The organism is Paenibacillus sp. FSL K6-3182, assembly GCF_037976325.1.
Lineage (GTDB): Bacteria > Bacillota > Bacilli > Paenibacillales > Paenibacillaceae > Pristimantibacillus.
This window is the reverse complement of sequence record NZ_CP150265.1, coordinates 2,217,665-2,231,506: the sequence shown is the minus strand read 5'-3', so window position 1 is coordinate 2,231,506 and position 13,842 is coordinate 2,217,665. Positions and strand designations below refer to the sequence as shown.

At 45.4% G+C, this 13,842-nt stretch carries 10 protein-coding genes; 2 read left to right on the top strand and 8 right to left on the bottom strand.

The features are described 5' to 3' along the window. Positions 1 to 235: 235 nt before the first annotated feature. Positions 236 to 1,921 carry a dihydroxy-acid dehydratase gene (ilvD, locus tag MHH56_RS09700; RefSeq protein ID WP_076270807.1) on the top strand — a complete coding sequence of 562 codons (1,686 nt, stop codon included), beginning with the start codon at positions 236 to 238 and terminating at the stop codon, positions 1,919 to 1,921. Between the two features lie 160 nt (positions 1,922 to 2,081). On the opposite strand, the gene MHH56_RS09695 is transcribed toward ilvD, so the two are convergent. After that, entirely contained in the window at positions 2,082 to 3,473 is a 1,392-nt protein-coding gene (locus MHH56_RS09695; RefSeq protein ID WP_339207921.1) for a polysaccharide deacetylase family protein, read from the bottom strand. Between the two features lie 166 nt (positions 3,474 to 3,639). Here MHH56_RS09695 and ytvI point away from each other — a divergent pair, with 166 nt between their 5' ends. Next, positions 3,640 to 4,803, top strand: a complete 1,164-nt coding sequence (ytvI, locus tag MHH56_RS09690; protein ID WP_076270809.1) for a sporulation integral membrane protein YtvI — start codon at positions 3,640 to 3,642, stop codon at positions 4,801 to 4,803. 68 nt (positions 4,804 to 4,871) lie between these two features. Here the strand turns inward: ytvI and MHH56_RS09685 are convergent, their stop codons facing one another. The 7 genes from MHH56_RS09685 to MHH56_RS09655 all read right to left on the bottom strand — a co-directional run bounded on the left by MHH56_RS09685 (position 4,872) and on the right by MHH56_RS09655 (position 13,835). Further along, positions 4,872 to 6,935, bottom strand: a complete 2,064-nt coding sequence (locus tag MHH56_RS09685) for a penicillin-binding transpeptidase domain-containing protein (RefSeq protein ID WP_339207920.1) — start codon at positions 6,933 to 6,935, stop codon at positions 4,872 to 4,874. A 208-nt stretch (positions 6,936 to 7,143) separates the two neighbouring features. Next, positions 7,144 to 9,360, bottom strand: coding sequence for a methyl-accepting chemotaxis protein (locus MHH56_RS09680; RefSeq protein WP_339207919.1), 2,217 nt, complete (start codon positions 9,358 to 9,360; stop codon positions 7,144 to 7,146). A 198-nt stretch (positions 9,361 to 9,558) separates the two neighbouring features. After that, a complete protein-coding gene (locus MHH56_RS09675; protein ID WP_339207918.1) occupies positions 9,559 to 10,821 on the bottom strand; it encodes a U32 family peptidase in 1,263 nt (420 codons plus the stop codon). A 95-nt stretch (positions 10,822 to 10,916) separates the two neighbouring features. Then, a complete protein-coding gene (locus tag MHH56_RS09670) occupies positions 10,917 to 11,849 on the bottom strand; it encodes a peptidase U32 family protein (RefSeq protein ID WP_339207917.1) in 933 nt (310 codons plus the stop codon). 55 nt (positions 11,850 to 11,904) lie between these two features. Continuing rightward, on the bottom strand, positions 11,905 to 13,011 hold the full coding sequence (gene mltG, locus MHH56_RS09665; RefSeq protein ID WP_339207916.1) for an endolytic transglycosylase MltG: 1,107 nt from the start codon (positions 13,009 to 13,011) through the stop codon (positions 11,905 to 11,907). A 216-nt stretch (positions 13,012 to 13,227) separates the two neighbouring features. Next, a complete protein-coding gene (locus MHH56_RS09660; RefSeq protein ID WP_054027280.1) occupies positions 13,228 to 13,539 on the bottom strand; it encodes a DUF1292 domain-containing protein in 312 nt (103 codons plus the stop codon). Beyond that, positions 13,539 to 13,835, bottom strand: coding sequence for a DUF1292 domain-containing protein (locus MHH56_RS09655; protein WP_076270813.1), 297 nt, complete (start codon positions 13,833 to 13,835; stop codon positions 13,539 to 13,541). The genes MHH56_RS09660 and MHH56_RS09655 overlap by 1 nt, the downstream gene beginning before the upstream one ends. Between the last annotated feature and the right edge of the window lie 7 nt (positions 13,836 to 13,842).

Genomic DNA, 13,842 nt, shown 5'->3' with positions numbered 1-13,842 from the left:
GCGCCTCCTTATTCATCTTCAAATTATTCTCATCGTTACCAATGAGCATACTATACATGAATAACCTGCATCATGTCCTATTGTTTCATGGAATATCACAATGTTTAAGCCATTTTTAATGTTTTTTTAACATTTATTTGCGAAACGCCTTTCGGCTGACGTTATAGCCAACGCCTGTCCGTTGTGATAAAATCGAGAGTATTGATATTTTAATAAGCATATAGGGGGAACTTACATGGCGGCCAAAAGAATGCGTTCAGACATGATCAAAAAAGGATTCGACCGCGCACCGCATCGCAGCTTGCTTCGCGCCGCAGGCGTAAAAGAGGAAGATTTCGACAAGCCGTTTATCGCGGTTTGCAACTCGTATATTGATATTATTCCTGGTCACGTTCATCTACAGGAGTTCGGCAAGCTCGTTAAAGAAGCGATCCGTGAAGCTGGCGGCGTTCCTTTCGAATTTAACACAATCGGCGTTGATGATGGTATTGCAATGGGTCACATCGGTATGCGTTATTCACTTGCCAGCCGTGAAATTATTGCCGATTCCATTGAAACAGTCGTAAATGCTCACTGGTTCGACGGTATGGTTTGTATTCCAAACTGTGACAAAATTACACCGGGCATGATCATGGGCGCACTTCGCGTCAATATCCCGACTATGCTTGTAAGCGGCGGACCTATGAAAGCCGGTAAAACATCCGATGGTCGTTCAATTTCACTCTCCAGCGTATTTGAAGGCGTAGGCGCTCACCAAGCTGGTAAAATCAATGACGATCAACTGATGGAGCTTGAACAATTCGGTTGTCCGACTTGCGGCTCTTGCTCCGGTATGTTTACGGCAAACTCCATGAACTGCTTGGCAGAAGGCATGGGACTTGCAATGCCTGGTAACGGCACGATTCTTGCTGTTTCTCCAGAACGCAAAGAGTTCGTTAAAGACGCTGCTCGCCAATTGATGAAAATCATCGAGCTAGGCATCAAACCTCGCGACATCGTTACAAAAGATACAATCGACAATGCATTTGCTCTAGATATGGCAATGGGCGGCTCAACAAACACAGTTCTTCACACGCTAGCAATCGCGCATGAAGCTGGAATCGAGTACCCAATTGAGCGTATTAACGAAGTAGCTGAACGCGTACCGCATTTGGCAAAAATCGCTCCTGCATCCGATTATCACATTGAAGATGTGCATAATGCAGGCGGCGTAAGTGCTGTCCTTAATGAGCTATTCAAGAAAGAAGGCGCATTGCATGGTGACTGCATCACCGTTACTGGCAAAACGCTTCGTGAAAATGTTATTGGCTGTGAAATTCAAGACACCGATGTTATTCATACCATCGACAACCCGCATACAGAACGCGGTGGTTTAGCTGTACTATTTGGTAATCTGGCTCCTCACGGCGCTATTATTAAAACAGGTGCAGTTGACAAGTCCGTTGGCGGCTACCACAAAGGTCCTGCTATCTGTTTCGATTCCCAAGACGAAGCGCTTCACGGCATCGCTAACGGAAAAATCAAAGAAGGTCATGTCGTAGTCATTCGTTACGAAGGACCACGCGGCGGCCCTGGTATGCCAGAAATGCTTGCACCAACTTCGCAAATCGTAGGTATGGGACTCGGCGCTAAGGTTGCCCTCATTACAGACGGACGTTTCTCCGGCGCATCTCGCGGCATCAGCATCGGCCACGCTTCTCCTGAAGCAGCTGAAGGCGGCCCTATCGCTTTCGTACAAGACGGCGATATCATCGAGATCGACATGAACAACCGTACGATGGATCTTCTTATTAGCGACGAAGAGTTCGAGAAACGCCGTTCCGAATGGAAAGGCTTCGAGCTAAAAATCAAACGCGGCTACTTGGCTCGCTACGCTCACCTTGTTACATCTGCCAGCACGGGCGGCGTAATGAAAATGTAGTTATCGCCTTCAGTATCCTCTGGATGCTGAAGCAGCTTTGAGCAAGATATATAAGGTAAGTTAGCCTTATATTTAAACAAAAGGAGTGCAGGCTGGAAACAGCCTGCACTCCTTTATTTATTTAACATTCATTTGGATAAATGTCATTTATATCTCAACATTAGATCGCTGTTGTTTTTGTACCTAACTGCGCAGCTTCGTCGGCTGCTGCGTTTAAAGTTCTCTCTACTGTCTGGCTTATATCTTGAATCATGTTCAGCTGTGCCGTTGCATAAGACCTAATCGTTGCGACGGGCATTAACAGCATACGCGGCGAGATCAGTTCTCTTTTTTTCTTGCTCTGAGAAGTCTGCTTCGTGTTCGTTAATACTTTAATCAATACTCGCAAGTACACACGCGATGATCTAGCAAACCAGCCCTCAGGCAGCTGAAATATTTCAAATCCTAAACGATCAGCCCCGCGATGGATCATTGTAACCCCATATACCGCTTTGATGTCATTCGCATCTGTATCTTCAGCAAGCTGATTTGCGAGCAGCGGAAGAGCTTGCTCCACTTCACGCAGCATGCGAATACCTGTAGCTACAGGGGATTTTGAGGTTGCTGCAATCATCGACAATTTCTTGTTGTCAAAATGCAGTTCTGCAATACGGTCTCCCTTTGAGACGCGTCCTCCCTCTGCTAATTCAATGTCCTGACCAGTGTATGTGGTCACCCGGTAATGAAATGCTGCATCCTTCACATCACCAACGGTCTTCAAACGGAAAACGACGTGAAACAGACGCTCCCATGTCAGCCAAAGCGATATCATCGCTTTCTTCAAGAGTGATGTATGAGCAGCACGCGCTGCTTCAGATCGCTTCATCATTTCTTCAATGCCAACAAAGCGGAAACCTTGCTTCGTACCTTCTTCTAAGTAAGCCTCAAGTGCCGTAAGCATATTTCTCGGTGCATCCTTGTCCGCCCCAAAGGTCATGCCGCAATCATGCAATAGAATGACTTCACCGGGCCGAAGCTTTTTCATCATCCGGTTTTTCAATCGTTCTGACCCTAAACGTATCCGCCAATCACCGAACATTGCCGACCACAAAATAATTTGCAAATGGCCTAAGTTCGCATAATCGAATACATTTACGATTCCCCATGGCGGGCGATAATAAGTCGATCGCAATCCCGTAGCTTGCTCAATAATGTCAAGCGTACGCTCGATTTGGCGCTTAACCGTCCTCGGACGCATTAACCAGTTCGATTTATGAACGTAATTATGGACACCAATATTGTGGCCCTCATCCTTCATCCGCTTCAGCAGCTCTTCTTGTCCCTCGGCATGTGAGCCGACAACAAAAAAGGTTGCCTTCGCATTGTAGCGGGCAAGAAGATCGAGCAATTGCGGCGTATAAATCTCATCAGGCCCATCATCGAACGTTAAAGATATTTCGTTTCCCACACGGCCCTTCTTAAAAACACGAAAGCCAAAAGTACGGCTAATGAGGCCAGGAAGAAACGCATAGAAGGATGCTACGTATAATCCCCATAACAGCAAATTTTCCATTTTGTTTTCCCCACCGTTATATGATTTAGTCGACGAATAAATAGCGGTACAAAACAACAACAGTAGTATTAATTGTAGCATAACGCAATTAAAAATAGGCATCTTTTTAAAAACTATAGTACAATCTTTATGGAAATATGAATATGGAAAAAGAAGGAGAAACATTATGCTGCCCTTTTACAAAAAGTATTGGCGAACCGCCTTTGACATCGCACTCATTGCACTAACTGTCTATTTAATTATGTTTTCTTTCAGCTATTTGTACCGAATCGCAACGCCTATATTTTTATCCTTTCTCATTTTCTTATGTATCGAGCCGCTGGCAAGGCGTCTAAATAAGCTTGGCATGAAAAAATCGATCGCTTCCGGCATTTCGATTCTGCTGTTCACTTTAATTTTACTTACCGCCTTCTCAGGCGCTGCTTATCTAATTACGAAGCAAGGAACTGAGCTCGTTAACAACTTCCCGAAATATCAAGAAATGCTCGCTGTTCAAATCGCTAATCTGACTGAAGAGGTGCAAACCAGATTTGGGAATCTGCCCGCAGATTTGGATTTGGTTCAGCGCTCCAAAGACCTCATAGAAGGCGCTTCTTCAACATTAGCATTGTTTGGAAAGACTGTACTGCTTAGCATCATCGGGTACGTCACATCCTTCTCAACTTTCATCTTTAATTTTGTAGTCGGGATTATATTAGCTTATTTCTTAAGCATCGAAATTACGACTTGGAAAAAGACGGCCGAGGACAAAACGCCAAACACCTTCAAAACGGCATTTTTCTTCCTTAGAAACAATGTATTTAAAGGAATCGCGTTATATATTAAAGCGCAAGCCAAGATGATTAGTATCACCTTTGTCGTTATTTTGATCGCGCTCCTTCTGCTGCGCGTAGAAAATGCTTTTGTCATAGCAGTCGTATCCGCTATCTTCGACATTTTGCCGCTGCTCGGTGTAGGCACTATTTTTATCCCATGGATTATTTACTTAATTATTGTCGGCAAAGTCTCGCTTGCCATTTGGCTGTCCGTCCTCTTTCTCGCAGTTGTGCTTACACGCCAAATTCTTGAACCTAAAATTACAGGCGACTCCTTAGGAGTATCCGCCTTTACAATGCTCGCTTTCATGATTGTATCCTTATCGCTTTTCGGCGTCGCAGGCGTCATATTATCACCTATTCTTATGATCTTAATCAAAGCGCTGTATGATCAAGGTTATTTCCACCGCTGGATTCACGCTCCGCAAGGAGAATACGACAACCCTTCGGACAAGCCGGACGACACTGATAGTATATCGGTGAAAATAAATAACAAGGACATCAAGGAACAATAATACGCAAATAAAATAGAGCCACCCCATTGCAAACGAACGTTGATCCGTCTGCAATGGGGTGGCTCATTTTATTTGGAATGGCGTGCGGCGATATCCATGACGCCGCGGAAGAGCTTAGTCGCCTGGTGTGAGCTCCCAGGCGGCTTGTTCTCCACGAGGACGGCTACGGCGTATCGTGGAGCTTTGACCGGGCCGTAGCCCGCAAACCACTGGTGGTTGCGGGCGATTCCGGCCTGAGTCGTTTCGGCGGTGCCGGATTTGCCGGCAATCGCCCACAGCCCTTGGCGGATCGATCGACCGGTTCCATGGTCGACGACCGCCTGCATGCCGCGCAGCAGCGCATGCGCCGTGGCCGGTTTAATCCGGCCACGGATCGCTTGCGCGCGCTGCGCGGGCAGCTTCACCATCCGCTGGCCGTTGGCATAGCGGATTTCACTCACTAGGCGCGGCTCCATTACGCGCCCCTCATTCAGCAGCGTTACAATCAGATTTGCCGCTTGCAGCGGCGACATCCTTACATCACGCTGCCCAAGCGCGCTTTGCGCGAGCACACCGCCATCGACGCCAGCCAGCATGGCTGCTTCTTCCCGCGCTTGCTGCGCCGCATTAAACTTCCCGCTCCGCTTCTCATTACGCTTCCCATTGCCACTGTCGCTGCTACTACCACTGTCACTGCCGTTGCCATTTCCATTCTCATTGTCACTGCCGTTATCATTGCCACTTCCACTGCCACTCTCATTCACATGCCCATTCCCAATCGCATGTTCACTCTCGTGCTCATGCTCACCAATCTCAACGCCGCTATTCCAAGCGAGCTTGCTCTTAACGGCTGCAAACAGCTGTCCGCGATCTTCCTCCTCAAGCAGTCTCAGAGGTGATGTAAAGGGGCCAAACGCTTCATCGCGATGCCATCCCACTTGCTGCCCTATCCCGAGCAAGTCCGCGGTCCGCTTCAACTGCTTAGCTTCAAGCCGCTCAACCACTGTTGCAAACACGATATTGCAAGATTGCGCCAAGCCCTCTTGGAGTGTCAAGCGGCCGTGTCCTCCTTCCTTCCAGCAGGATAAGCCATATTTGCCGTATTCACCATTGCAAAAAAACGTTTCATGCTGATTCACTACACCCGCCTCCAGCGCAGCTGCTTCCGCAACTAGCTTGAACACAGAGCCGGGAGCGACCGCCTTGATTGCATGATTAGCCCACTCGCTGCCGTCGGAGCTTTGGAACTGTCCTGGCTTCAATTGCGGCCGCGATACCATCGCTACAATATCCGCATTGCTCGCATCCAGCACAACGATTGCTCCCTCTTGCAAGCCTTGTGCATCCACATACGCTTCGATTTCGTTTTGCAGCTGCAAATCAATCGTCGTCATCGCTTTAAGAGGATAATATCGATTGCCAGGCTGCGTAATCCGCATATCAAGGCCGTGCATTGGAGCATTACGTCCATCCAGGAAGTAGGAAACAGAAGTAGCCCCTACTCCATGCAGCAGCATGTCCAGCGATTTCTCCAGACCCGACCCGCCAACCTGATCTACTAGCTTTCTTTTGCCGCTTACGAGATCTTCCGCATGGTTAGTCTGCAGCCACTCAGGATGCTGGCTTGTAAAGCCAATCAGATGCTTCGCATCAAAATCCGGCAAATAGCGATTACGATAAGGAAGCACACGTATACCGTTTAGCTCAAGTTTTTTTAGGCGGGTAATTTGATCATTTGTCAGTCGCAAAGGCGCTTGCATCCCATCAGCCTTCCAAAACACAGGCTCTCGCACAGCATCCCATTTCTGCTGCAGCTGCTCCGTGGTTACGCCTAGTAAACGGCTAAGCTCAGCTAAACTTTTTTCTTGACCACGCAGCTCTGCCCGTACGGGAAATAAGGCAACGGCCGAGTAAGTTTCACCTGTTATCGGTTTTCCATAGCGATCATAAAAGTCACCTCTGCCTGTGTCCAGCACCAAGTTTCGTTGACGCTGCTGAACTGACAGCCGTTGCCATCCTCCCCGGTTTGCCAGTGGAGAAAGGACCGCTGAAGAAGAGCTTCCAGGCATCAATTGAATCCACGCTAAGCGGCCAATATAAAGCATCATTATTAAACTAATGAAACAAGCAGCCATTGTTATTCGTTTAATCATGTCCCGTTCTCATCCTGCGAAAGCTCCTTTTTAATGCTGCCTAATGTTTGATAAGCGCTGGAATCGTTATTATACGTTCATTATCTCCTTCCGCGGCTCTCCTTCAAACATCCATTCTATTTTCTACAACAAAAAAAGAGCTGTTCAGCATTAACTGCCTGAATAGCTCTTCCTTCAATATTAACAATTTAATAGGATACCGTGATTGCTAATTAATTTTAAATTTAGAAAGTGAATCCTTGAGCTCACGAGACACCGTATCCAGCTTCTCCGACAAGCGTACCATACCATCGCTAATGCTTAGCTGTTCTGTGCTGAGTGATGCGACTTCTTCTGATGTAGCGGAAGATTCTTCAGCTACTGCACTCACGTTAGTCATCGCTTCTCCTAATACGACTTGCGATTCATCCAATTGCCCGATTGAATCCGTAACAAGATCCAACTTCTTAACTAGTTCTCCCATTTGGCCAGAAACGGTTAAGAAAATTTGATTCGCTTCTTTTACAGAACCGATTTGCTCTTGGAATAACGGATAGGCATCGGACAAAACATGAACGGTCTCGTCAATCTCGCCTCTAATTTTCTCCGTTATTTGACCAACAACGTCAATGGATTGGCGGCTTTGATCCGCCAGCTTGCGAATTTCATCGGCAACGACCATAAAGCCTTTTCCTGCTGCGCCAGCGCGAGCAGCTTCAATCGTCGCATTCAATGACAAGATGTTCGTTTGCTTCGTTAAGCTATTGAGCACGTCTAGGATTTTTACGATTGAGCCAGTGCTTTCCTTCAAAGCATCAACCTTCTCTACCATAGAACGGGTCATTTCTTCCGTCATGCTCGTTTTTTGAATAAGTACGCCCATATAGTTTGTTCCCTGCTCACTTGCCTTCTCAACGGCTTGCGCAGAGTTCACCATTTGTTCGTTGGCTGCAATAACTTTTTTCATTTGAACATCGATGTTTCCTGTAAGGTCAGAACCTCGCTCCGCTTCAACAGCCAAGCTTGTTGCTCCTCCCGCGATCTCCTCTGTTGCGACTGCAATCTCCTTAGCAGAAATAGCTGTTTTCCGAGAAGCATCTCCGAGCTCAGTAGCTGTAACCAGTACATCCTCAGCTGATCTTGTCGTCTGTACTGCAAGAGCAGTTATTTGTGTCATCATAAGATTAAAGCTGTCGCTTAGCTCACCAATTTCATCTTGGCGTTTTTTCATGACAGATCGTACGGTCAGGTTGCCGCTTGCTCCTTCAGTCATTAGGTTGCGAAGCTTAACCAGTGGCTGTGCAATCGTCATAATTACGAGAATACCGATTGCAATGGCAATAAGTGCTGCGATAAATACCGTAATCCATGTCAAATTTTGAATCGCTTTAGCATCTTTTACTAGCTCTTTTACCGGTACCGTGCCTAGCAGCTTCCAGTTCATCGTTTCGAATGTTTTGTATGTAGCCAAAACCTCAGCACCATTTGTCGTTTTCATTTTCGACGAATCCTCAAGCGCTTTATCGCCTTCGGTTGGGAATGTAATACTCGCTGGCTTGCCTACCAATTCTGGATCATTATTTGTAATATATTCACCGTTTGCATTCACTATCGAAAGCTGGCTTCCTTCACCAAGGTTAACTTCTTCGAAGCGTTTCGCAAGCGTCGAGGCTTGCACCTCCAGCAGCAGTACATAAGATGCTTCACTTGAAGTTATATCTTTAATGAGTCGACTCAAGCCTATGGTAGGAGCACCCGCTGGATCTGACAAGCCTTCAGGCTGTGGCGGAATCCAGTTTGTTTTTCCCGCATTTTCGACAGTTTCCATAAACCATGCTGTTTTCATTAATTTCTCCGCAGTACCGGTGGTTGCCCGGCCGGATGTTACAACCGTCAATTTCGGATTTACTGGCAGCAGCATCATGGAAACGATCGTATTATTACCCATAACGTAAGATTGCATTTTGTCGCTTAAATTACGCGATGCCTCAAACTTGCTGAAATCGTCTTCGCCATTAAGCATTTTTCTTACAATTTCATGGAAGCTTTTATCAATTAATATTTGCAGCGATAAATCCTCATAAGTCTTGAAAATAACGTCCATATTGTTTGCAACCTGATTGATCGTTTGAAAGCTTGCTTCTGAAACTTTATTTTCAATAATCGACTTCGACTTTGAATAAGCCATTAGACCTACTGTCAATACACACGCGATAATACTGCAAAAGATAATCGTAAACAGCTTCGTTCCTACTGATTTAATTGGATTTGACAGCTTTGTGCTTTTTACAGATACCGTCGCTGCCTTTGCTGCCTGTGATAAAGATTGGATTTTTGATGACGCTTTCATACTTGTACCTGACTTAATTTCGTTTGTGCTATTTTGCTCTTTTTCCTGTTTCTGTTTCTTTGTTTTCTTCTTTTTTTGTTCTTCTTGGTTTTCCATGAGGGAAGACACCGCCTTTAATATTGTAAGTCCAAAATAGTACGTTTGCTGCTAGCGCATCTTGCCGAAATATGTATTTACAGTAGATTTACAGTATATTATTTTATATCGACACATTCTTGTCATTTCATAATAATAAATACAAAAAAAAGAGTCTTATTTTCTAAAAAAATAAGACTCTAGTCATGTTTTGCTTATTTACTTCTTCCCGATCTTCTTTCTCATCATATCCATCGGTTTAACCGGCTTTAACGTACGAATGCGAATATGCTGCAAAGGATGGCGAGCCGCTTCAAGCGCATTGCCGTCTGTATCCGTAATTTCGGTTACCGTTTGCTTGAAAAAAGTTCCCTTCGGACCAACAAATTCGATTTCTTGTCCGAGTTTAAAGTGATTGCGCTGCTGCACGATCGCAAAACCCGTTTTATCATTATAATCTACGACTACTCCAGCAAAATCATATGGCGCTGCTTTTTCCTCTGGCTCATAAATATGATCCTCCGCACCCGGTGTATCAAGGAAAAATCCAGTGTTTAGCGGACGGTTGGCAGCCTTATTTATCTCATCCACCCATTCCTGCTTCAGCTCGAAATGCTCAGGATCAGCGAAATACGCATCAATCGCTTGACGATAAACATTAACGACTGTCGCCACATAGTGAATGCTTTTCATTCGTCCTTCGATTTTGAAGCTGTCAACGCCAACTTCGATAAGCTCCGGCAAATATTCAATCATGCATAGATCTTTAGAGCCCATTGTGAACTTATCTTCTTCTTCCGGGTACATTGGCATATCGTCAACAAACAAATCATATTTCCAGCGACATGACTGACAGCAGCCTCCACGATTGGAGTCACGATCCGTAAAATGATTAGACAATACGCAGCGACCAGAGAAAGATGAGCACATAGCACCATGAATAAACGCTTCAATCTCAATATCAACATTTTTTTTTATTTCTGCAATGTCTTTAAAGCTCGTTTCACGGGCCAGCACAACGCGCGGCAAGCCTTCTTCCTTCCAGAACTGCACAGCCTGCCAATTCAGCGTGGATTGCTGCGTGCTCAAATGAACCTCAAGCTTAGGAGCTACTCGCTGCGCCGTTTCAATAATGGCAGGATCTGCGGCAATGATAGCTGAGATTCCTGCTGCTTCTAGATTGCGCAAGTAGTCTTCAAGTCCCTCTACATCCTCATTGTGCGCATATATATTTGTCGCGACAAACACCTTTGCACCATAACGGTTGGCGAACTCAACGCCTTCCTTCATTTCTTCAAAGCTGAAATTGTCTGCATTGGAGCGCAAGCCATACTTTTGACCGCCGATATAAACCGCGTCAGCTCCGTAATGAATCGCGAATTTCAGCTTCTCTAAATTCCCGGCTGGTGCGAGCAGCTCCGGCTTGTCCAGCCGATGGCGTTTGCCTTGATAGCGAGGTGTCGTCTTCTCAATTGTTGTCACTATGTGTACCTCCTAAGTTTTGCGAAGCAAAACTCACTTCGTAAGCATTAACTTTGGTTTTGCGAAGCAAAACTCACTTCGTAAGCATTGACTTATTAATAGACTTGCTCTTTGAAGAAGAAGCCAAAACTCAGCTCTCGCTGCGGATTCTGGACTTTCTTAATCGCGTCAAGCCATTCCTCTTGAAAAATGTAGCCCTCTGGATCAGCCAAATAGGCATCGATTGCTTGCCGATATGAGCGCACAACAATTTCGTTGTACTCGGTAGATTTCATTAATCCCTCAATCTTCAAGCTGGTTACTTTAGCATCCAGCAGCTCATGAAGGTTCTCTACCATACAAACATCATCCGAGCTCATAATATGAGTGCCGTTCGCATCTTCGTAGATTGGATAACGCTCGTCCTGCCGCTCCGCTTCCATCACATAAAGCCCACGATCTTTGTCTTTCTCCGGAAGCCGATCCGTCTCCGACTGATGCTCCATATAGCTCTCTACAAGCGAACGCTTTGAATGATAAATATTCGTCATCCCATGCACATGTACTTGAACCTCAAGTTCTGTACTAGCCGTTGTCTCGCAAACCTGTTCCATATTGAGTTCGCGTGCGAGCACATATCTAGTAGCACCTCTGCGGCCCCAATAATTAGCTGTAACATAATTAGTTGAGGTCATTTCGGCATTCCAGTGCAGCGCCATGCCTGGGGCATGCAGCCTAGCAGCCATTAAGACCGCAGGGTCGCCGAATACTAGTGCATCAACGCCAGCTTCAGCAAGCGAGGATACATAATCATTTAATGAATCCGCTGCTTCATTATCCATAAGATTGTTAAGGGCAGCATAGATTTTCACACCCTTAGGCTTAGCGAGCTTTACGGCCTGCGCTATCATTTCTTTGTTAAACTCTCCTGCTAATCGCATACCGTAGCGTGCTTCGCCAATGACAAAAGCATCCGCGCCTGCTGCCATGAGCCTCTCCAGCTCTTCTATAGATGCAGCGGTAGCTAACAATTCCGGCTTGTACGCCATACTTGATCCTCCTTAAAAACACCGTGAAGCTTCGTTTCCTATCTAATCGTTATGACTACCCAGCCGTCTGATTACTTTTCTCGATGTTTTTCAAATGCTCTTTATATGTTTTTGCGAACAAATGAGTCTGACTTCCATCCTTCTTGGTTACATAGAAAAAATATTCCGTATCTTCCGGATATATAGCCGCTTCAATCGATTTAAGACTTGGACTTGCGATAGGTCCAGGCGGCAAACCTTCTACCTTATACGTGTTATAAGGACTGTCTACGAGTAAATCCTTCTCATAAAGACGTTCCTTAGGCTTATCTAATGAATATTGAACGGTAGCATCAATTTGAAGCTTCATGCCATCGGCAATCCGGTTGTAAATAATGCCCGATACGAGAGCTCTTTCCTCGTCCACAACGACTTCACGCTCTACAAGCGACGCGATTGTCAGCATATCATGAAAGGACATTTTTTTCTCTTCAAGCACTTCCATCCAGCCCTCTGGAAGCTCAGCAAGCTTCCGGTCGAGTTCAAGCGCCATCCGTTTAATAATATCTTCTTCTGTGCTTTCTTTTTTCATCTCATACGTTTCAGGGAACAGATAACCTTCAAGACGCTGATGCAGCTTATCGTTATTGGGAATGGAGCGAACAGTCTCCGCATCACCCCAATTGTTTTCCGATGCAATTAATCCAATAAACTTTTCTTTGTTGATCAATTTCTCTTGAGCAAGCTTGTCAGCAATTTGCAATACGGTAAAGCCCTCAGGAATCGTGAATCGAATCGTTTCTGCTTCTACGGTGTCGCCAGCATTTAGCTTGGCTATAATGGCTTCATTATTCATGCCGGGGTTAAGCTCATAAAGTCCCGCCTGAAAGCGGCCGCCTTGATCCTTAAGCTTCAAATAATATTTAAAAATAAATGCATTTTTAATGATCCCTTGCTCTTCCAGTAATTCTGCAACCTCATTCGCTGATGTTCCTCTTGGAATATCAATCTTCTGAACCGCTCCAGCAGCTGTTGGCTTCAAGCTGCTCCACACATACAAAGCAACGCTTCCAGCACCAATGATCATAATTCCTAACAAGCTTAAAATAACCCATAATGTAATGCGGCTTTTCCTCGGTCCCGATGATGATTGTTGCTCAAGGTGCTGTGATGACTTGTCCAAAATTAGACCCCCTTTTTATAATGCATCATTTCCGGTATATCGATTTGCGCAGGCGAAATGGCTGAGACCATCCTATGGTGGCTCAGCTGAAAATGCTGTTAAACAGGTTAATGAAGTGAATTACTACCGCATGTTTGAGTAATTAACGCTAAACATGGAACAAAAGAGCGGTTATTGGCCGCTCTCTCGTTAGATGCATATACATTACACGACGTTTTATGGACGCTCGTCAGTAGCAAACAATAAATCATCGTACGCTTCTGATGCAGCTTCCCACTCTTCATCGTTTTCAATGTTTTCCAACTGCGGTTCACCATCGACTTGAATGACGCGGAATAGCTCAACATCATCCTCGCCACGCATCGGATCCGATTGCAGGGCTGCATAAATGCGATCCCCTAGCTGAAACTCAGCTTTAATATCGTATACCTCTACGCTGCCGTCATCTGCTTCAAGCTCAATTTCATTGCCGAATGCCGCTCGTAGCGTATTCAGCTTCTTAGGTGCTTCATGCTCTGTGCCGGACATTAATTTTCTTCCTCCATCTCACCAAGGAGAGTGTTGAACGTTTCCTCAACCATATTCCATTCTTCTTCATCTTCAATGGTATACAGCTTCAGGTCATCGCCTTCTTCTTCATAACGGAAAGCATATACTTCATCTTCCTCGTCATTTTCTCCATGAAGCGGAACTACCATCATATATTTCTGATCGGAACCATCAACTTCAAATTTCATGATGACTTCGAATTCCTCTTCGTTTCCTTCTTCATCCGGGATATAAATAATTTCCGGCTCTTCGAATTCCAACTCTTCATTTGTCATGTTTACC

Excerpts from the sequence above, each read along its gene's own strand:
- ytvI (WP_076270809.1), top strand. The coding sequence starts at position 3,640 with ATGCTGCCCTTTTACAAAAAGTATTGGCGAACCGCCTTTGACATCGCA.
- MHH56_RS09695 (WP_339207921.1), bottom strand. The coding sequence starts at position 3,473 with ATGGAAAATTTGCTGTTATGGGGATTATACGTAGCATCCTTCTATGCG.
- MHH56_RS09660 (WP_054027280.1), bottom strand. The coding sequence starts at position 13,539 with ATGTCCGGCACAGAGCATGAAGCACCTAAGAAGCTGAATACGCTACGA.
- MHH56_RS09670 (WP_339207917.1), bottom strand. The coding sequence starts at position 11,849 with ATGGCGTACAAGCCGGAATTGTTAGCTACCGCTGCATCTATAGAAGAG.
- ilvD (WP_076270807.1), top strand. The coding sequence starts at position 236 with ATGGCGGCCAAAAGAATGCGTTCAGACATGATCAAAAAAGGATTCGAC.
- MHH56_RS09680 (WP_339207919.1), bottom strand. The coding sequence starts at position 9,360 with ATGGAAAACCAAGAAGAACAAAAAAAGAAGAAAACAAAGAAACAGAAA.
- MHH56_RS09685 (WP_339207920.1), bottom strand. The coding sequence starts at position 6,935 with ATGATTAAACGAATAACAATGGCTGCTTGTTTCATTAGTTTAATAATG.
- MHH56_RS09655 (WP_076270813.1), bottom strand. The coding sequence starts at position 13,835 with ATGACAAATGAAGAGTTGGAATTCGAAGAGCCGGAAATTATTTATATC.